Source organism: Lawsonibacter faecis (assembly GCF_014287675.1).
GTDB lineage: Bacteria > Bacillota > Clostridia > Oscillospirales > Oscillospiraceae > Pseudoflavonifractor > Pseudoflavonifractor faecis.
Genome location: NZ_JACOPQ010000002.1, coordinates 191,044 through 209,657, shown reverse-complemented (window position 1 = coordinate 209,657; position 18,614 = coordinate 191,044). Strand labels below are relative to the sequence as shown.

20 protein-coding genes are annotated in these 18,614 nt (G+C 65.2%); 9 read left to right on the top strand and 11 right to left on the bottom strand.

The annotated features are described in order from the left end of the window. Positions 1-196: 196 nt before the first annotated feature. From H8S62_RS03110 to H8S62_RS03090, 5 genes are read right to left on the bottom strand one after another with little or no spacing between them, the layout of a single operon-like run. A complete protein-coding gene (locus H8S62_RS03110) occupies positions 197-1,171 on the bottom strand; it encodes a tRNA dihydrouridine synthase (protein ID WP_186918429.1) in 975 nt (324 codons plus the stop codon). A 1-nt stretch (position 1,172) separates the two neighbouring features. Beyond that, positions 1,173-1,451 (bottom strand): GIY-YIG nuclease family protein, encoded by a 279-nt coding sequence (locus tag H8S62_RS03105; protein WP_155149452.1) that lies wholly within the window; start codon positions 1,449-1,451, stop codon positions 1,173-1,175. Between the two features lie 4 nt (positions 1,452-1,455). Further along, entirely contained in the window at positions 1,456-1,761 is a 306-nt protein-coding gene (locus tag H8S62_RS03100; RefSeq protein WP_155149454.1) for a hypothetical protein, read from the bottom strand. Between the two features lie 19 nt (positions 1,762-1,780). After that, entirely contained in the window at positions 1,781-2,551 is a 771-nt protein-coding gene (locus H8S62_RS03095) for a sulfite exporter TauE/SafE family protein (protein WP_155149456.1), read from the bottom strand. Continuing rightward, positions 2,542-2,982 (bottom strand): MarR family winged helix-turn-helix transcriptional regulator, encoded by a 441-nt coding sequence (locus H8S62_RS03090; RefSeq protein WP_186918428.1) that lies wholly within the window; start codon positions 2,980-2,982, stop codon positions 2,542-2,544. Before H8S62_RS03090 ends, H8S62_RS03095 begins: the two co-directional genes overlap by 10 nt. A gap of 197 nt (positions 2,983-3,179) precedes the next feature. Between H8S62_RS03090 and H8S62_RS03085 the strand changes: the two genes are divergently transcribed. The 6 genes from H8S62_RS03085 (at position 3,180) to H8S62_RS03060 (ending at position 10,898) form a co-directional block, all read left to right on the top strand. Beyond that, positions 3,180-4,040, top strand: coding sequence for a patatin-like phospholipase family protein (locus H8S62_RS03085; RefSeq protein ID WP_186918427.1), 861 nt, complete (start codon positions 3,180-3,182; stop codon positions 4,038-4,040). A 299-nt stretch (positions 4,041-4,339) separates the two neighbouring features. After that, complete coding sequence (locus tag H8S62_RS03080; RefSeq protein WP_186918426.1) at positions 4,340-6,448, top strand: FAD-dependent oxidoreductase; 2,109 nt, start codon at positions 4,340-4,342, stop codon at positions 6,446-6,448. Between the two features lie 326 nt (positions 6,449-6,774). Next, positions 6,775-7,350, top strand: coding sequence for a DUF1836 domain-containing protein (locus H8S62_RS03075; protein WP_155149463.1), 576 nt, complete (start codon positions 6,775-6,777; stop codon positions 7,348-7,350). Between the two features lie 109 nt (positions 7,351-7,459). Beyond that, positions 7,460-8,200: a hypothetical protein gene (locus H8S62_RS03070; RefSeq protein ID WP_186918425.1), complete on the top strand. Its 741-nt coding sequence runs from the start codon at positions 7,460-7,462 to the stop codon at positions 8,198-8,200. A gap of 98 nt (positions 8,201-8,298) precedes the next feature. Continuing rightward, positions 8,299-9,720 (top strand): flotillin family protein, encoded by a 1,422-nt coding sequence (locus H8S62_RS03065; RefSeq protein WP_155149468.1) that lies wholly within the window; start codon positions 8,299-8,301, stop codon positions 9,718-9,720. A 347-nt stretch (positions 9,721-10,067) separates the two neighbouring features. After that, positions 10,068-10,898: a TraX family protein gene (locus tag H8S62_RS03060; RefSeq protein WP_186918424.1), complete on the top strand. Its 831-nt coding sequence runs from the start codon at positions 10,068-10,070 to the stop codon at positions 10,896-10,898. Positions 10,899-10,967: 69 nt separating this feature from the next. On the opposite strand, the gene ppk1 is transcribed toward H8S62_RS03060, so the two are convergent. The 4 genes from ppk1 to H8S62_RS03040 all read right to left on the bottom strand — a co-directional run bounded on the left by ppk1 (position 10,968) and on the right by H8S62_RS03040 (position 14,920). Next, complete coding sequence (ppk1, locus tag H8S62_RS03055; protein WP_186918423.1) at positions 10,968-13,124, bottom strand: polyphosphate kinase 1; 2,157 nt, start codon at positions 13,122-13,124, stop codon at positions 10,968-10,970. A gap of 80 nt (positions 13,125-13,204) precedes the next feature. Further along, entirely contained in the window at positions 13,205-14,140 is a 936-nt protein-coding gene (locus H8S62_RS03050; RefSeq protein WP_186918422.1) for a Ppx/GppA phosphatase family protein, read from the bottom strand. Positions 14,141-14,225: 85 nt separating this feature from the next. Next, a complete protein-coding gene (locus tag H8S62_RS03045; protein ID WP_186918421.1) occupies positions 14,226-14,447 on the bottom strand; it encodes a DUF6774 domain-containing protein in 222 nt (73 codons plus the stop codon). 275 nt (positions 14,448-14,722) lie between these two features. Further along, positions 14,723-14,920, bottom strand: a complete 198-nt coding sequence (locus tag H8S62_RS03040; RefSeq protein WP_155149478.1) for a hypothetical protein — start codon at positions 14,918-14,920, stop codon at positions 14,723-14,725. An 87-nt stretch (positions 14,921-15,007) separates the two neighbouring features. Between H8S62_RS03040 and H8S62_RS03035 the strand changes: the two genes are divergently transcribed. The 3 genes from H8S62_RS03035 (at position 15,008) to H8S62_RS03025 (ending at position 17,371) form a co-directional block, all read left to right on the top strand. Further along, entirely contained in the window at positions 15,008-15,502 is a 495-nt protein-coding gene (locus H8S62_RS03035; protein ID WP_243255288.1) for a GNAT family N-acetyltransferase, read from the top strand. 90 nt (positions 15,503-15,592) lie between these two features. Then, positions 15,593-16,423: a helix-turn-helix domain-containing protein gene (locus H8S62_RS03030; protein ID WP_155149480.1), complete on the top strand. Its 831-nt coding sequence runs from the start codon at positions 15,593-15,595 to the stop codon at positions 16,421-16,423. 27 nt (positions 16,424-16,450) lie between these two features. After that, a complete protein-coding gene (locus tag H8S62_RS03025) occupies positions 16,451-17,371 on the top strand; it encodes a DMT family transporter (RefSeq protein WP_186918420.1) in 921 nt (306 codons plus the stop codon). Between the two features lie 64 nt (positions 17,372-17,435). On the opposite strand, the gene H8S62_RS03020 is transcribed toward H8S62_RS03025, so the two are convergent. Next, positions 17,436-17,909, bottom strand: a complete 474-nt coding sequence (locus H8S62_RS03020; RefSeq protein WP_155149484.1) for a superoxide dismutase family protein — start codon at positions 17,907-17,909, stop codon at positions 17,436-17,438. 134 nt (positions 17,910-18,043) lie between these two features. Next, complete coding sequence (locus H8S62_RS03015; RefSeq protein WP_155149486.1) at positions 18,044-18,253, bottom strand: hypothetical protein; 210 nt, start codon at positions 18,251-18,253, stop codon at positions 18,044-18,046. Positions 18,254-18,614 lie beyond the last annotated feature (361 nt).

Below are 18,614 nucleotides of genomic sequence, written 5' to 3'. Positions count from 1 at the left end.
GGGAAAATGCAAGTGCGGATGCATCCAGGCTGCCAAAAAGCCCTCCCCGGAGAAAGCCCCGCAGAGCCGCCGCCCGCGGGCGGCGGAATCAAATAAGCATCCGCCATGCAGCCCTCTGTCAGGGAAGCCCCTCGGAGCTTTCCTGACAAGCATAAATGCGTCCGCGCCCATGGGCGCGGACGCATCATATTGCCGTTTACCATCCGGTATCCGTCTGAAAAAGCGTGGGGTCCTCCAGCAGCTCCAAATCCCGAAAGATGGCCGCGGCCCGGGCCTCGTACTCCGCCGGGTCGGCGGCCTTGCGCAGCTTCTTGGCGTGCCTTTCGCTGTCGCGGAACAGGTGGATGAGGTAGAACCAGACCTCCTTCATCCGCATGACGGCGTTGCGGCGGCTGCGGAAGGTCTCGCAGTAGCCCTGGTAGAGCTCGTCGTGGAACCCGCGCAGGGCGTCCCTGTCCGTCCCCGGCCCGCCCCTGAGCCGGGAGATAAGGCCGGGATTGGCAATCAGCCCCCGGCCCAGCATCAGCGCCTCAATTCCGGGAAAGCGGGCGGCAGCCGCCCGGCAGTCCGCCAGGCTCACCAGGTCGCCGTTGTAGCAAAGGGGGGCGGAGGATACCTCCCAGGCCCGCGCAAACCACTCCGGCCTCGCGCGGTTTTTGTAAAAGTCCTTCTGGACCCTGGGGTGGACTGTGAGCTCCGGGATGGGGTATTTGCCAAAGACCTCCAGCAGGGCCTCAAACTCCTCCGGCGCCCGGAGCCCCAGGCGGGTCTTCACCGTGACGGAGACGTCCAGAGGCGCGGAGTAAATTCCGTCCAGAAAGGCGTCCAGCTCCTCCGGACTGGCCAGCAGGCCGGAGCCCTTCCCCTTGGCGACCACCGTGCCCGAGGGACAGCCCAGGTTGAGGTTCACCTCCCGGTAGCCCATCCGCCCCAGCTCGCCCGCCGCCCAGACGAAATCCTCCGCGGAGCGGGTCATGAGCTGGGGGACGGCGCTGAGCCCCTCGTTGTGCTCGGGCAGCACGTCCTGAAGCTCCTTTTTGGAAAAATGGTGCTCCGCCCTGGGGGAGAGGAAGGGCATATAGTACTTGTCCGGGCCGGTGAAATGCCGGTGGAAGGCATTGCGGTAGACCCAGCCGGTCACCCCCTCCATGGGGGCCATGTAGTAGCGCATGTTAACCGTCCCGTTCTCTTGTGGTTTCATCAGGGGCCCCGGCTTCGATGAGCCGGAGCTTCTCCGCCCGGGTCATGGCCTTGATGGCCAGCTCCCGCCGCAGGGCGGCGGACTTGTCGGGGCAGGCCTCCCGGTAGACCACCGCCAGCGGCCCCCGGCCCCGGGTGTACTTGGCGCCCCTGCCGCCGGCGTGGGCCGCCAGGCGGCGCTCCACGTCATGGGCGATGCCGGTGTAGAGGCTGCCGTCGCCGCAGCGGAGGATGTAGACCCAGTATACCATACCCTCACCCGAAAAAGCCATACTCGCACAGCAGTGCGAAGCAGGCGTTGACCTCATCGTCGGTGAAGAGCGCCGCGTATTTCCGGTCCGCCACCGTGGCCTCCAGCGTCAAGTCCAGGCGGCCGCACGCCTGCAGCCTGGCGAATCCGTCCGAAGCGCCGTTCCTGCGGAGCAGCTCCCTTGCGGCGCGCACCCCGCCGTATTTCGTGAGCGCCTGCACGAGGCGGGCGGGGTTGTACCCGCACGCCCGTTCTGCCTGCGCGCACTTGTCCAGCAGCTCCTGGGTAAAGGCTTTTTCCAAATCGGCCATATGCCCGCCTCCTGTTTCTCTATCCGAAGAATTTCACGGCCATCATCGCCAGGCCCAGCACGGCCAGCACCGCGCCGGTGATGCGGTTGAGGGTCTTGGGGTCGGCCTTATTGGCGAAGAGGGCGGAGCCCCGCGCCCCCGCCAGGGTGGCGATGACGCACACCGCCAGGGCCAGCGGGTCAGGGAAGCCGCCGATGACCATGTGGGAGGCCGCCCCGGTGAACGCGGTGAAGGCCATGATGAACACGCTGGTGCCCACGGCGGTCTTCAGCTCGTAGCCCAGCACGCTGGTGAGGATGAGGAGCATCATCATGCCGCCCCCCGCGCCGATGAAGCCGCAGATAAAGCCGATGACCGTGCCGCACGCCAGGGACTGGACGAGCTTGGTCCTGGGGCTCTTTCCGGCCTGGACCTCCTTGGTGGTCATGACGGGCCGGGCGATGAACTTCACGCCCAGCAGGAAGGTCATCACCACCGAGAAGCCGCCCATCATGGTGTTGGGCACCAGGGACGCGGCCCAGGAGCCGAAGAGGGTGAAGACCAGCACCGTGCACAGCATGATGAGGCCGTTTTTCACATCCAGATTCTTGTTTCTGCCGTAGGTATAGGCCGAGATGGCCGAGGCCAGCACGTCGGAGGCCAGGGCGATGCCCACCGCCTCGTAGGCGTCGAATCCCAGGAAGGTAATGAGCATGGGGGAGATGACCGCGGCGGCGGAAAGGCCCGCCAGCCCCGTGCCGATGCCGGCCCCCAGGCCCGCGATGATATAGACGATCATACTCAGCGCCATGATGAACCACCCTTTATATTGTGTTCCAGCTTGTGCAGCACCCGCTCCATGGTCTCCAGCTCATCGTCGGTGACGCCGCCGTAGAGCGTGCCGAGAAACGCCCGCTGGGCGAGGCGGCACTCCTCCACCGCCTGGACGGCGGGGGGGAGTAGGCGCAGGTGGACGCACCGCCGGTCCCTCTTGTCCTGCTCGCCCGCCAGCCAGCCCCTCCTGGTGAGGGCGTCCACCGACTTGCACACGTGGGACTTGCTCAGCCCCCGCATCTCCACGGCGTCCCGGGCCGTGTCGTACCCGGGGTTGTTGGCGAGGAAGAGGAGCACGTCGATCTCGTTCCCGGTCAGCATCCAGCGCCGCTCCAGCGGCCGGAGGCTCTCGGCGTAGCGCCGCCGGATCTGCTGGATCATCCGCATGAAGTCGATGGGCTGCGGCATGGGCGCACCTCCGAATGGTTGAAAATAGAACGATTGAATTGAGAACTATTATAGCCCTCCGCGCAAAATTGTCAAGCGGTGCGCGGCCGCCCCCTCCATCCCCGCGCCCGGCGGGCCCGCCCTCGCCGCCGCCGCCAAACTTCAATTTACATTTCCAGTCAAAAAGGCTATAATAAAGGCCAAGGAAGTGATGACCTATGAAAACAGGATTGGTTCTGGAGGGCGGCGCCTTCCGCACCATCTTCTCCAGCGGCGCGTGCGACGGCCTGCTGGCGGGCGGTATTCTGCCCGACTACTGCATCGGCGTGTCCGCGGGCATCGCCTACGGCGTGAGCTACCTCTCCGGGCAGAGCGGGCGCAACCTGGAGATTCTGACCCGCTTCGCCAACGACAAGCGCTATATGGGTCCGCGCAACATGGCCAAGCCCGGCAACCACCACTGCTATTTCGGGCTGGAATTTACATACGACACCATCCCCAACCAGCTCATCCCCTTTGATTACGACGCCTTCGCCGCCTACCCCGGGGAGGTGGAGGCGGTGGTGACCAACCTGGATACCGGCGCGGCGGAATATCTCCCCGTGCCCCGGTACGACGACAATTTCGTCCTCCTCCAGGCCACCTGCGCGCTGCCCTTTCTGTTCCCCGTCTACCGCATCAACAACAAGCCCTATATGGACGGCGGCGCGGCCGACGCCATCCCCTATGAGCGGGCCTTCGCCAGGGGCTGCGACAGAGTGCTGGTGATTGAGACCCGGGAGCGGGGGTACTGGCGGGAGCCGGAGAAGCTCCAGCCCCTGCTGGAGCGCTGGTACAGGAAGTACCCCAATTTCTGCGACACCATGCGCCGCCGGGCGGACACCTACAACGCCTGCCGCGCCCGGCTGTTCCAGCTGGAGCGGGAGGGGCGGGTCATGCTGATCTCCCCCAAAAACACCAAGGGCTTCTCCCGCACCGAGCGGGACGTGGAGAAGATAAAGGCGCTCTACCAGGACGGGTACGACCAGACGGTGGCCCGCCTGGACGAAATCCGCCGGTTTTTCAGCGGGCAGGAGTGACCTTTGCCGCCGGCGCGGCGGCAAAGGTCACTGCGGGACCGCCCATGGGGCGGAAAAGAGAAAATTTAACTGGAAAAAGACACGGGCGCGGACTGGCGGGCCGGGATGTCCCCAAGGGGGGGACGTATCCCGGATACGCCGATCCGCGCCCGTCTCCCTCCCATACGGTTCAACTGGAAAACCAACTAATTTTTGGATGAACTGTAAAAACGTAATCTTGACTTTTAACGCTATTCTGTTACAATTTTAACATAATGTTAACATTTTGACGATGTTGACAAAACTAACGGAGGTGCGCAATGAAGCACACAAAGAAGCTCCTGTCCCTTGCGCTGGCCGGGGCTATGGTACTCTCCCTGGCAGCCTGCGGCGGCGACGACACGAAGCCGTCCGAGACGCCCAGCCAGACCCCCGCTGCCGAGGCGGTCTACAAGGCCGGTACCTATACCGCCGAGTCCCTGGGCATGAACGGCCCCGTGAAGGTGGAGGTCACCGTCAGCGGCACCGCCATCACCGACATCCAGATCGACGCGTCCGTGGAGACCGAGAGCATCGGCGGCGTGGCCGCCGACCCCATGAAGACCAAGATCCTGGACGCCCAGTCCACCGAGGTGGACACGGAGAGCGGCGCCACCCTCACCTGCAACGCCATCAAGGCCGCCGTCCAGAAGTGCCTGGACGAGGCCATGGGGAAGGAGGCCCCCGAGGCCGCCGGCTACCAGGCAGGCACCTACGAGGCCTCCGTCAAGGGCCACAACGGCGAGATGACCGTGGCCGTCACCTTTGACGACGCCTCCATCACCGACGTGCAGGTGAAGGACCACACGGAGACCTACGGCCTGGGCTACGGCCTGAAGACCTCCCCCGTGGAGACCATGGGCCCCGCTATCGTGGAGGCTCAGTCCCTGGCGGTGGACAGCGTCACCAGCGCCACCGTCACCAGCAACGCCATCAAGCAGGCCGTGGCTGAGTGCGTCACCAAGGCCGGCGGCGACGCCGAGGCCCTGAAGAGCGCCGTGGTGGAGAAGAGCGCCCCCGCCGACGAGACCTTCGACGTGGACGTGGTCGTCGTGGGCGCCGGCGCGGCCGGCCTGTCTGCCGCCGTCACCGCCAGGGAGGCGGGGGCCAACGTCCTAGTGCTGGAGAAGACCGGCGTCACCGGCGGCTCCACCACCCGCAGCGGCGGCAAGATTCTGGGCGCGGGCACCTCGACCCAGGAGGCCCAGAACTTCACCGACACCCCCGACATGATGTACGACTTCCTCATGAGCTACGACCGGGACGGCATTATGAACGAGGACCTGGTCCGCACCTTCTGCGACGCCTCCGCCGAGAACATCCAGTGGCTGGTGGACCGGGGCGTCCAGATCCAGGACGTGGAGCCCATCCACTCCTCCCTGACCCCCTGGCGCGTCCACAACGTCAAGGGCGGCGGCGGCCAGACCAGCGGCCACGGCGGCCAGTTCTGCGTGCCCCTCACCAAGACCTATGAGGACGCCGGCGGCCAGATCCTCTATAACTGCCCCGCCACCGAGCTTATCACCGACGCCGCCGGCGCCGTGGTCGGCGTGAAGGCCGAGAAGGCCGACGGCAGCAAGATTACCGTCAACGCCCCCGCCGTCATCCTCGCCACCGGTGGCTATGCCCACAACGAGGAGATGCTGGCCAAGTACAACGACTTCCTGCCCACCAACGTCTACTCCGGCGTGCCCATGACCAATGTGGGCGACGGCCTGAACATGGCCGTGGCGGTGGGCGCCAAGAACTTCGACGCCCCCGGCCTCCAGCTGGTCTACGTCAGCTACGACTGCTACTGCGGCATCAACGAGGAGTCCGGCCTCATCGTCTCCGAGGACGGCGACCGCGTGGTGGACGAGTGGACCTACCAGTCCCATGTGGCCCAGGCCCTGGCCGACGCGGACAGCACCTGCGGCTACTACATCACCGCCTCCAAGGACGGCAAGTGCGTGGAGCCCTATCCCACCCTGGCCGGCGGCATTCAGATTGAGTCCGTGCCCCACGCCGCCACCATCGAGGAGCTGGCCGCCCAGATCGGCATGGACGGCGCCGCCCTCAAGGCCACCGTGGACCGCTACAATGAGCTGTGCGCCAAGGGCAGCGACGACGACTTCGGCAAGCCCGCCGAGTATATGATCCCCGTGGAGGGCGACACCTACTACGCCTTCCGCATGACCCCCGGCTCCTCCGTCACCTTCGGCGGCCTGGAGATCGACACCGGCGCCCACGTGCTGGATACCAACGACCAGCCCATCCCCGGCCTGTACGCCGCGGGCGAGGTGGCCTTCACCGGCCTCTTCGACGCCGAGTACCCCTGCTGCGGCATGGCCATCGGCTCCGCCGTCTACTACGGCCGTGTGGCCGCCCAGAACGCCGTGACCGGCGAATAAATCCAAAACGAGCACCCAACGCCCGCCCGGCGCATTTGCGCCGGGCGGGCGTTCAGCTTGCCAAGAAAGCCCCGCGGGGCTTCTTTGACAGCAGGCTGTATGACGGATGGAGCCCGGTTTCTTGGGAAAAGCCGCCCCATTCCGCCTCCATCCTGATATCTGTTTCCGTATCCAAAAAATATTGGCAAAAGTTTATCAAACTCTATTGACAGTCAAATGACTGTATGATATACTCTAATTACCTTAAGGGGGGCGACAAACAAGAGGCGGACCGCCGACTTTGAATGCCTCGTCGCCCTGACGTCAAAGCCGATAGGAGGGATGATATGAAGCAATACCTGCCCGGAACCACGGTGGAGACCGAGCTCAGCCGGCCCGACGCGGCTGACGCGCTGCTCTCACCGCTGTTCCTCACAGGGGGGCTGACCCTGTCCCAGGTGGTGCAGCTCACCGGACTGGAGACCCACACCATCCAGAACTGGGTGAAGCGCGGGTTTCTCTCCCCGCCCCAGCACAAAAAATACAGCCGCAGACAGTTCTGCCGCATCCTCATCATCAATATGCTCAAGGATGCGCTCCAGCTGGATAAGATCTGCAAGCTGCTGTCCTACTTCAACGGCAGCCTCTCGGACGAGTCCGACGACCTCATCGACGACTCCTACCTCTATACCTGCATTGTCCGCCTGGTCGGACGGCTGGAGGGGGAGGCCATGCCGGACACGGCGGAGCTGGAGCAGTGGTGCAGCGATGCGCTGGACGGCTACGGCGAGCCCTGCCCGGGCGCCCGGACCAGGGTGAGCCGGAGCATGGCGGTCATTCTCACCGCGCTGATGGCCGCCCGCTACAGGCAGGAGGCCGAGAGCCTGCTGGCGGAGCTGGACGCCCCGGCTGTTTTAAAATAAATCGGAAGAATCTGTCACAAACTAGAAGCGTCAAACGGTATCTCTTCAGAAGCGTCTCACCGGAGAGGAGCGGATACCCCATGAACCATATGAAAGGAGGGGAGCGCCGATGCTCATCTGGCTGGAATCCCTGACAGCGCTGGAGCGTGTGCTGCTCTACGTCGCAGTTCCCGCGACGCTCATCCTGCTCATCCAGACGGTGCTCCTGCTCATCGGGCTGGGCGGCGGCCACGATGCCGACGGCCCGGACGGGGCGGAGGGCGCCGACCTGGACGGGGACGGCGTCCCCGACGACCTATCCCTGGACCTGGACGGGGACGGCGTGCCCGACGGCCTATCCCTGGACCTGGACGGGGACGGCGTGCCCGACCATCTGGAGCTCCACGCGGACGCGCCCGACGGCGGCGAGGCCCACGGGCCCGGACTTTTCTCCGGCCTCAACGTCTTCACCGTCCGCGGCTTCGTCACCTTCTTCACCCTCTTCGGCTGGAGCGGCCTGCTGTTCTGCACCCTGGGCATGCATCCGCTGATCGCGCTGTTCCTGGCCGTTCAGATCGGCGTCATCGGCATGGTAAGCGTGGCCGTCATCCTGCGGGAGGCCCTGCGCCTCCAGTCGGACGGCACTCTGGACATCCGCAACGCCCTGGGGCGGACCGGCAGCGTCTATCTCACCGTCCCCGCCGGGCGCATGGGCCCGGGCAAGGTGAACGTTCTGGTGCAGGAGCAGCTGCGGGAGTTCGAGGCCGTCACCGACGAGGAGCGTCCCATCCCCACCGGCGCGGACGTGCTGGTCACCGGCGTCACCGGCGGCGATACCCTGGTGGTGGAGTCCGTCGCCGGGGAGCCGTGACGCAGAACGGTTCCGCCCCAGCCGCCCGCAGCGTATAGCGCGGCGGGACCGTCCCGCCGCAGCCTTCACCCACTGTTATTAAGAAAGAGAGGAACACGATGCCTAACAACATTATCACCCTGATTTTAATCTGCGTCGCAGCCGTAATCCTATTTTCTCTGCTGCTGTTTTTGATCAAGCGCTATAAGAAATGCCCCTCGGACAAGGTCATGGTGATCTACGGTAAGGTGGGCAGCAACAAGGACGGCTCCAGCAAATCCGCCAGATGCATCCACGGCGGCGCGTCCTTCATCTGGCCCGTCATCCAGGCCTATGAGTTCCTGGACCTGACTCCCATGTCCATCTCCGTGGACCTGGAGAGCGCCCTGTCCCGCCAGAACATCCGCATCAACGTGCCCAGCCGCTTCACCGTCGGCGTGTCCACCGAGCCCGGCATCATGCAAAACGCCGCCGAGCGGCTTCTGGGCCTGCGGCTGCAGGAGATCCAGGAGCTGGCGAAGGACATCATCTTCGGCCAGCTGCGCCTCGTGATCGCCACCATGGACATCGAGGAGATCAACACCGACCGCGACAAGTTCCTGGAGGCCGTCTCCCGCAACGTGGAGGGCGAGCTGAAGAAGATCGGCCTGCGCCTCATTAACGTGAACGTCACCGACATCTCCGACGAGTCCGGCTACATCGACGCCCTGGGCAAGGAGGCCGCCGCCAAGGCTATCAACGACGCGAAGAAGAACGTGGCCGAGCGCGACCGCGACGGCTCCATCGGCGAGGCCCAGGCCCACCGTGACCAGCGCGTCCAGGTGGCCCAGGCCGACGCCACCGCCATCCAGGGCGAGAACTCCTCCAAGGTGGAGGTCGCCATGAGCAACGCCCAGCGCCGTGAGAAGGAGGCCGAGGCCACCCGCATCGCCACCGCCGCCGAGAAGATCGCCGCCGCCCAGGCCCTGGAGGAGGCGTACGCCGCCGAGCAGAAGGCGGAGGCCGCCCGTGCCGCCCGTGAGAAGGCCACCGCCGAGGCCGACATTATCGTCAAGACCGAGATCGACAAGCGCCGCAAGGAGCTGGAGGCCGAGGCCGAGGCCGAGCAGATCCGCCGCAAGGCCCAGGGCGAGGCCGACGCCATCCGCGCCAAGATGGAGGCCGAGGCCGCGGGCGCCCAGGCCATTCTGCTCAAGCAGGCCGAAGGCCTCCGGGAGATCGTGGCCGCCGCCGGCGGCGACGCCGACGAGGCCGTCCGCCTCCTGCTGGCCGACAAGATGGAGACCCTCATGCGCATCCAGGTGGACGCCATCAAGAACGTGAAGATCGACAAGGTCACCGTCTGGGACGGCGGCCAGAGCCAGGACGGCAAGACCGGCACCGCCGGATATATCTCCGGCCTGATGAAGTCCATCCCCCCCATGAGCGAGATGTTCGACATGGCGGGCATGAACCTGCCCAAGTTCCTGGGCGAGAAGAAGGACGAGGCGCCCGCGGCCGCGGCCCCCGCCCCCGCGCCTGAGGAGAAGCCCGAGACCTGACCCGCGGAGAGGCGCGCCGCCGGAACCCTCCGGCGGCGCGCCCCGGACTGTCAAAAATCTCCGCAGAGCAAGCCTTGCGGAGCCGCGCCGTCCGCGGACGACGCAGTCAATTTAAAATTCGTCATTCCTGGGGACATGGGCCTCGGAAATGACGCTTCTCATGACGGCTGGGGCGACTTTTTCCTAAAAATCGGGCCCCAGCCGTCATGCGGCCTTTTGTCAGGGAAGCCCCCTGGGGCTTCCCTGACAAGCTGCCCGGGCGCGCTTTACCTCTTTTTATCTCCTGCTTTAATCTTTCTTTATACCCCCTTGCTATACTTGCTGCAACAAGCAAGGGAGGAATTATCATGCAGCTCGCCCAATCCAGATTCGGTCTGACCGGCTTCCAGCTCAAGGTCATCGCACTGGTCCTGATGGTCCTGGACCATATCCACTATTTCTTTGACTTCACCGGCGTTATCCCCACCTTTTTCAGCATGCTGGGGCGGCTCTCCGCCCCCATCTTCCTCTTCATCGTGATTGAGGGGTATACCCATACCCGCAGCAAGAGGAAGTACTTTCTGCGCTGCTGGGCCATCGGCGCCGTGATGGGCGCGGTAAACTATTTCATGGCCGTTTTCGGCTTTGGCCGGGCCGACGGCTTTATCCCCCAGAACAATATCTTCGCCACCTTTGCGGTGCTCATCGTCCTCTGGCAGGGCATGGACTGGCTGCGGGACAGAAAGTGGATTCCCGGCGTCCTGGCCCTGGCCGTGCCCTTCGCGCTCTTTGCCGTGCTCACCCGGGTGCCCCTGCCGCCCACGGTGATGGGCTGGGCCTTCCTGGCGGAGTGCACCGTGTTCCCCCTGCCCTTCCTCACCGAGGGCGGGATTCCCTTCCTCATCAGCGGCATTTTGATGTATCTGCTGAAAAACCGCCGGGGCCTCCAGGCCGCCGCCCTGGCCGTGGTCTATGTGGGGTGGAACGTGTACGCCGTCTGGGCCATGGCGGGCGGCGCGTGGATGCTCCTCTTCACCGATTTCTACGAGTGGATGGCCGCCTTCGCCGGGGTCTTTTTCCTCCTCTACAACGGCCGCCGGGGCAGAAGCATGAAGGCCTTTTTCTACGCCTTCTATCCCGCCCATGTCTACCTCCTCTTCGGCGGGTCTGTCCTGCTTTATAACGCCCTGGCGCTTTGAGCGTCGGCCCATGGGGTCCATAGGCTGAAAAGAGGCCGCTGCATCGGAATGCAGCGGCCTCTTTTCAGCCTATTTCTTTCTCCGCAGCCTTGCCAGAACCTCTGCAAAGGAAAACCCCCTGCCGGCGCTCTGGGGCGGGCCGGCAGGGACGGCGGCCCCGGGCTCCTCCCGTACGGCCTCCTCCATCATGGCCTGCTGGGCGTCCAGGGGCGCGTCCCCCTTCCGGGGGATAGGGAAGCAGCACCCGTCGCTCCCCATGACCCTGGCCTTAACGTTGTCCCCGGTGAGCAGCTCCATATAGTGGCCTATCTGCCGCCGTACGCCCTCGTCCAGCACGGGGCAGGCCAACTCCACCCGCCGCTCGGTGTTCCGGGTCATCAGGTCGGCGGAGCCGATGTAGACCTTTGCGTCCTTCCCGCGGCCGAAGACATACACCCTGGGGTGCTCCAGAAAGCGCCCCACCACGGAGAAGACCCGGATGCGGTCGGTGAGCCCCGGCACCCCGGGCCGCAGGCAGCAGATGCCCCGTACGTTGAGCGTCACGTCCACCCCCGCCTGGCTGGCCTCGGCCAGCTTGTCGATGAGCGCCCGGTCGGTGACCGAGTTCACCTTCATGAAGATGCCCGCGTCCCTGCCCTGGCGGGCCTTCTCAATCTCGCCGTCGATGAGGGCCGTGAGCCTGGGCTTGAGGCTGTGAGGGGCCACCAGGAGCTGGCGGTACTCGCCGTCCAGGTTGGAGGTGGACATATTCTGAAAGAAGGTGGCTGCGTCCACCCCGATGGCCGGGTTGGCGGTGACGAGACAGAAATCGGTGTACAGCTTCGCCGTCTTCTCGTTATAGTTGCCCGTGCCGATCTGGGTGATGTACTGGATGTGGGTGCGCTCGCGCCGGGTGATGAGGCAGATTTTCGAGTGGACCTTGACCCCCTCGAACCCGTAGAGCACCGTGCACCCCGCGTCCTCCAGCCGCTCGGCCCAGGCGATGTTGTTCTGCTCGTCAAACCGCGCCCGCAGCTCCATGAGCACCGTCACGTCCTTGCCGTTTTCGGCGGCGGCGGCCAGGTACTCGATGAGCTTGGCCTTGGAGGCCAGCCGGTAGATGGTAATCTTGATGGACAGCACGTCAGGGTCGTTTGCCGCCTCCCGCACCATCTGGAGGAAGGGGTCCATGGAGTGGAACGGGTAGTAGAGCAGCAGATCCCGCCGCAGCACCTGGGGGATGATCTTCTCCCCCCGTACCAGCCCGGCGGGCCAGCGGGGGGTATAGGGCGGGTAACAGAGGGCGGCGGCGCTCTCCGCCGGGAGCCTGCCCTCCAGGGCGTAGACGTACCCCATGGAGATGGGGGCCCTGGTCCTGAAAACCTGCTCGCCCGTCAGCGCCAGCCGGACGCGGAGGTACTCCGTCAGCGACTCCGGGGCCTCGCCCTGGACCTCCAGCCGCACCGGAGCCAGGCGGGATCGCTTTCTAAGCACCTTCTTCATGTGCTGGCGGAAGTCGTCGCCCACCTCGCAGTCCTCGTCCTCCGGACTGATGTCGGCGTTCCGGGTGACTGAGACGACGCATTTGCCCAGCACCTCGTAGGACTCGAAGAGGGCGTCGGCGTAGTGCAGGACGATCTGCTCGGTCATCACATACCGCACGCCCCTCTCCTCCAGGGTGAGGAAAGGGGAGAGGGCCTTGGGCACGGGCACCAGCCCGAAATAGTTCTGCCCGTCCCGGCGCAGGGCCAGGGCGATGTTCAGGGATTTGGACGGCAGGTGGGGGAAGGGGTGGTGGGCGTCCACCACCTGGGGGGAGAGGACGGGCAGAATGTAGTCCCGGAAATGCCGCTCCACCTGCTTGCGCTCCTTCGTATCCAGCTCGCCGATGGACAGACTGCAGATGTTGCAGGAGCGCAGCCGGGCCTCCAGCTGGGAGAAGAGCTTATCCCGCTGCTTGTAGAGGGGGGCCACCGCCTTGAAGATGGCCCTGAGCTGTTCCGCCGGGGTCATGCCGCTCTTGGAATCCACATGGGTCTGCTTGATGAGGGTCATGTCGTAGATGGACCCCACGCGGATCATGAAGAACTCGTCCAGATTGCTGGTAAAGATGGCGGCGAACTTGAGCCGCTCGAAGAGAGGGACGCTCTCGTCCCAGGCCTCGTCCATGACCCGCTCGTTAAACCGCAGCCAGGAGAGCTCCCGCTCCTGGGTGTATCTCGTGTCGATGCTTTTCTGTCCGGGCATTCGGCCCACCTCCATAGGGGGCGGTCTCCTTGCCGCCCCTCCGTCACTCCCGGGGGCGGTTCACAAAGCCCCGCCCGCCTCTATGCGTCTGTGCCCGCGCCGCCGCCGCCGGCGTCCTTCTGCCGCCCGACGACCCTGTCCAGCAGGTATCCCTCCCGCACCCCGCAGGAGCTGACGCTCACCGTCTCCACCTCATAGGCCTTGAGCACGGTGTTGAGGATGATAAGCCCGGGCAGTATGGTGTGCACCCGGTCGGGGGCGGAGCGGAGGATCTGCCGCAGCGTGTTCTTGTCCCCCTTTTTCAGCCCCTTATAGAGGTCCCGAAGCTCCGCCGCCGGGATGAGGCGGTTGTCCGGGTCGGCCCCGGCGATGTCGTTGCAGAGCTTGGCGGCGGCCCGGATGGTGCCGCCCACGCCCACCAGATGCCTGCAGGTGCCGCCCGGGGTCCTGGCCTTCTCCAGCTCCTCGGCCGCGAACGAGCGGATGCGCCTGGTCTCCTCCTGGGTGGGGAACAGCCCCTCCACGTATCTGGAGTAGAGGGAGAGGGAGCCCATGGGCAGGCTGCACCCGGAGACGACCGCCCCGTCCCTGTAGGCCACCAGCTCCGTGGAGCCGCCGCCGATGTCGGCCAGCAGTCCGGCGCTGGCCCCGCCGCCCGTCGCCGCGCCCAGAAAGGAGAGCCGGGCCTCCTCCGCGCCGGTGAGCACCTCCACCGTCAGGCCGGTGACCTCCCGGATGGTCTCCAGCGCCTCCTCGGTGTTGACGATGTTGCGCAGAGAAGCGGTGCCGAAGACGTAGAGCTCTCTGATATCGAAATTGTCCAGCAGGGCGCGGAAGCCGGACAGCACCCGGCAGGCCACAAGAATGCCGCCGTCCGAGAGAACCCCGTCCCTGATGTATCCGGCCAGCCCGGCCATCTCCTTTTTGTTCAGGAGGAGCTTGATGCGCCCGCCCTCGCACCGGTAGATGGACAGCCTGATGGTGTTGGACCCCACGTCCACAACGCCGCATTTCATTGCCTCGCCCGCTTTCTTCCGTCGTAAATGTTCCTCTTTATTTTATACGCTTCCCGTCCGGTTATCAATCTATTTTACGAGACCTTTACGTCTGCGCGTCCGTGCCGTCCCCCGCGGCGCAGGCGCCGCCGCCCTCCGGCGCGGTCCGGGTGACGGCCAGCAGGGCCAGATTGTCCCCCAGCACCGTGAAAAAGGCGGCGAGGAGTCCCAGCTCCTCCGCGCTCCTGCCCTGGCCGAGCTGAATGGAGACGATGGTGGCCACGATAAGCAAAAACTCCCCCGACGGTCCGCTGCCGCATGCAGCCATAGGCTCCGCCACCCCCTCTCTGCCCATTCTACGGGAAAGGGGGGAGAAAGGTGCCCTTTCCCGCCGCCGCGTCCCGAAACGCGGGTGGCTGTTGAGGCCGGACGGGATGACGGACAGCGCGCTGTGAGAAATGACACTTCTCACAGCGCATGGGGCGACTGTTTCCCAAGAAATCGAGCACCGTCCGTCATGCGGTCTGCCGTCAAAAGAAGCCCCGAAGGCTTCTTTTGACCTGTAGAGGGAATCCCCCTGCCAAAAAGACAGGGGGATTCCCTCTACAGGTCGTACTGGTTGGTCAGGTGCTGGACAAAGGACTGCATCTCGCTCTTGGAGTTGATGGTGTGGGTCTGGTCGATGATCTGGCGCTGCTCGTCGGGGGAGAGGGAGGCGAACTGCTCCATGGCGTCCACGTTCTGCGCCAGCGCCATACCCAGGCCCATGGGCAGGTCCGCGATGGGGTTAAGCGAATTCATGGTAAAAACTCCTTTCAGAAAGAGATGCTTCTAGTATTCCACTTGTGGTATACTTTATTGAAACCATGAAAAGGGGAAATCTGTCAGATGAATGCAAACGAGAGCAAAATGACAATCCGTCCCGCCGTGCAGACCGACCTGGCGGCGGTGCTGGCCTTTATCCGGGAGCTGGCGGAGTATGAGAAGATGGCCGGGCAGGTGGTGGCGACGGAGGAGCTGCTGCGGGAGTGGATGTTTGAAAAGGGCGCCGCTGAGGCGCTGATCGGCGAGGTGGACGGCGAGGCCGTCGGCTTCGCGCTGTTTTTTCATAATTTTTCGACCTTCCAGGGCAGGGCGGGGGTCTATTTGGAGGACCTCTACGTGCGCCCGGAATACCGGGGCCGGGGCTTTGGGAGGGCGTTTCTGCGCCGCCTGGCCGCCATTGCGGCGGAGCGGGGCTGCGGACGGCTGGAGTGGTCGTGCCTGGACTGGAACACGCCCAGCATTGAGTTCTACCGCGCCCTGGGCGCCGTGCCCATGGACGATTGGACCGTCTACCGCGTCGCGGGTGAGTCCCTGGCCGGGCTGGCGGAGGGGGAGTGATCTCCGGAGCGGCACAGGGCAATATTCTGCAAGAACGCGGCGCGGGGGTATGATAGAATGGCAAAAATACCAATGGAAGGAGGGGGCGGCATGGAAAAAGAGGAGCGGCGGATCTACTACGACCCGGAGCTGGGGGTCGAGGCGTACTATTTCAAGGGCGTGGTACAGAAGTTCCCCACCCATTTTCATGAGCACTATGTCATCGGCGTCATCGAGAGCGGCCAGCGCTTCGCCATCTGCGGCGGGCAGCAGTACCTCATCCAGCCGGGGGACCTGGTGATCTTCAACCCCCGCCAGCCCCACGCCTGCGAGCAGGTGGGGGCCTACCCGCTGGACTGGCGCTGCGTCAACGTGACCGAGCCGGTGATGGAGCGGGTGACGGAGAATATCACCGGACGGGCCTACCTGCCCGTCTTTTCCAAGTGTGTCTTCTACCGGAGCGAGCTGGCCGGACTGGTCCGGGAGGTCTATGAGATGGTGGCGGGGGAGGAGCGGGAGTTCTGCAAGGAGGAGCGCTTCCTCCTGCTCGTGGAACAGCTCCTGGAGGAAAACGGCGGCGGCTTTCCGCCCGAGCCGGACACGGGGGACCGCCCCGAGGTGCGGGCGGTGTGCGCCTACCTGGAGGAGCACTACGGCGAGACCATTTCACTGGACGCGCTGGCCCGGGTGGCGGGACTCTCCAAATGCTATCTGCTGCGCTCCTTTACCCGGCAGAAGGGGATTTCCCCCTACCGCTATCTGGAGACCGTCCGGGTGGACCGGGCCAAGGGCCTTCTGGAGCAGGGGGTGCGGCCGGTGGACGTGGCGCTTCGGACCGGCTTCTCCGACCAGAGCCACTTCACCAATTTTTTCAAGAACCTGATCGGGCTCACCCCCCGGCAGTATCAGTCGTGTTTTACAGGCTGCCCGCCCAGGGCGTAAGCGACGACAATTTTAGGATGTGACGAGATGCCCGAAAAAGAGACCCTGGCCGGCCACGGCGCCGCCCTGTTCTCCATCCTGGTGTGGGGGACCACCTTCATCTCCACCAAGGTGCTGCTGCGCGCCTTCGCGCCGGTGGAGATACTGTTCCTGCGCTTTGTGCTGGGCTTTCTGGCCCTGGCGCTGATGTGCCCCCGCCGGCTGAAGCTGACCGACCGGCGGCAGGAGCTGACCTTCGCCGCCGCCGGGCTTTGCGGCGTGACGCTCTACTTCCTGCTGGAGAACATCGCCCTCACCTACACCCTGGCCTCCAACGTGGGGGTCATCGTGGCGGTGTCGCCCCTCTTCACGGCCCTGATTTCCCGGCTGATGCCCGAGGGGGAGAAGCTGCGGCCCACCTTCTTCGCCGGGCTGGCCGCCGCCCTGGGGGGCGTGGCCCTCATCACCTGGGGCGGGAGTGCGGCGCTGGAGCTCAACCCCGTCGGGGACCTGCTGGCCCTGCTGGCGGCCCTGGTCTGGTCGCTGTACTCCCTGCTCACCCGGCGGATCGGGGGCTTCGGGTACTCCACCGTCCAGTCCACCCGCCGGATTTTCCTCTACGGGCTTGTTTTCATGCTGCCCGCCCTGCCGCTGCTGGGCTTCCGGCCCGACTTCGCGGCCCTGGCCCAGGGCGTGAACCTGGCAAACCTGCTCTATCTGGGCCTGGGCGCCTCCGCGCTGTGCTTCGTCACCTGGAACGCGGCGGTGGGGCGGCTGGGGGCGGTGAAGACCAGCGTCTACATCTTCCTGGTGCCCGTCATCACGGTCATTACCTCCGCCGTCGTCCTCCACGAGCCCGTTACCGCCGCGGCGGTGGCGGGGACCGCCCTCACCCTGGCGGGGCTGTTCCTGTCCCAGTACAGGCCCCACGCGGAGCAGCCCCGCCCCGCGCCGGAGAGCGCCGAATAAAAAGCGGACGGGCCGGCCTCCTGACTTTGGAGGCCGGCCCGTTTTTTGTGCCGTGGAAGAGGGATCAGACCGCCTCGATGGGGCCGCAGGCGATGCGTCCGCCGCTGTCTCCGGCGGGCTGGGAGCGGTAGTCGTCCGGGTGGTCGTGGAAGACCACCGAGCGGTCCAGCACCTCCCAGGGGCGGAAGCGGCCGGTGTAGAGGATGGTATAGGCCCGCCCGCCGCTGGCGAGGAGGACCGGGAGGTCCCCGGCGTGGTCCGGGTGCTCCCGGCCCTGGGGGTTATAGTGCCCGCCGGCGCAGTAGAAGGGGATGTCGCCGCCGGTGCAGCAGTCCCCCAGCTCGTGGATATGGAAGCCGTAGAAGCCGTCGGCGGGGAAGCCCGCCGCCCGGACCAGCAGCAGGCTGCCCTCCTGATAGGGGTAGAAGAGGACCTCGCCCCGCAGCTCGGGGTGGGAGCCGTCCCCCTTGACGAGGGCGCGGGCCGCGGGCTGGCCCTCCAGCAGCACGCGGGGAATACGGCCGGGATGATCGGACATGGGATTCGCCTCCTTCGGCCCATCCTATGCGGCGGGGGAAGGGGCCGTGAGGGGGCGGCGTCCGGCGCAAGAAGAGGGGGAGGAGGAAAGGGGCGGGAGATGTAACGCCTGCCCGGGCGGGCAGGCGGAAAGCGTCAGCGGCAGCACTCGATGCAGTCGGCGTTGATTTGAGGCGGCATACTCTGGGCCATCACGCCGTTGTAGTGTATACAGACGTGGCTGCCGGGGCAGAAACAGCGGGCGCGGTTTGTATGGACGACTACAAATTGGTTTGTGCAGTGGTCGCAGACGAGCAGCGAACCGCTGCGAACCCTGCAGACGGTTGCACACATTGTCGTATTCATAAAAGACACCTCCATCCATCATTCATACATGGCATACTATGTCGAAAGCATGATGGAGGTGTCAAAATACCGCCCGGTGTGGAAAAAAAGCTGCCCGGCAATCCGCCGGGGCGCGACGCACCTCCCGGGGAGTTTGTCCGTCGGGAATTATGATATCCGGCCGGGAGCGGGAGGGATAAACATGGACGCTGCGCGCTGTTTTTGCGGCAAAGGATAAAAAGCCTCCCCGGGTCGGGGGCGGCATGGCCGGACTATCTGGGGCGTGGGCCCGCCGGGGGACGTGGGCCGACCGGTGGACGTGGGCCCGCCGGGGGACGTGGGCCGACCGGTGGACGTGGGCCCGCCGGGGGACGGGGACCCA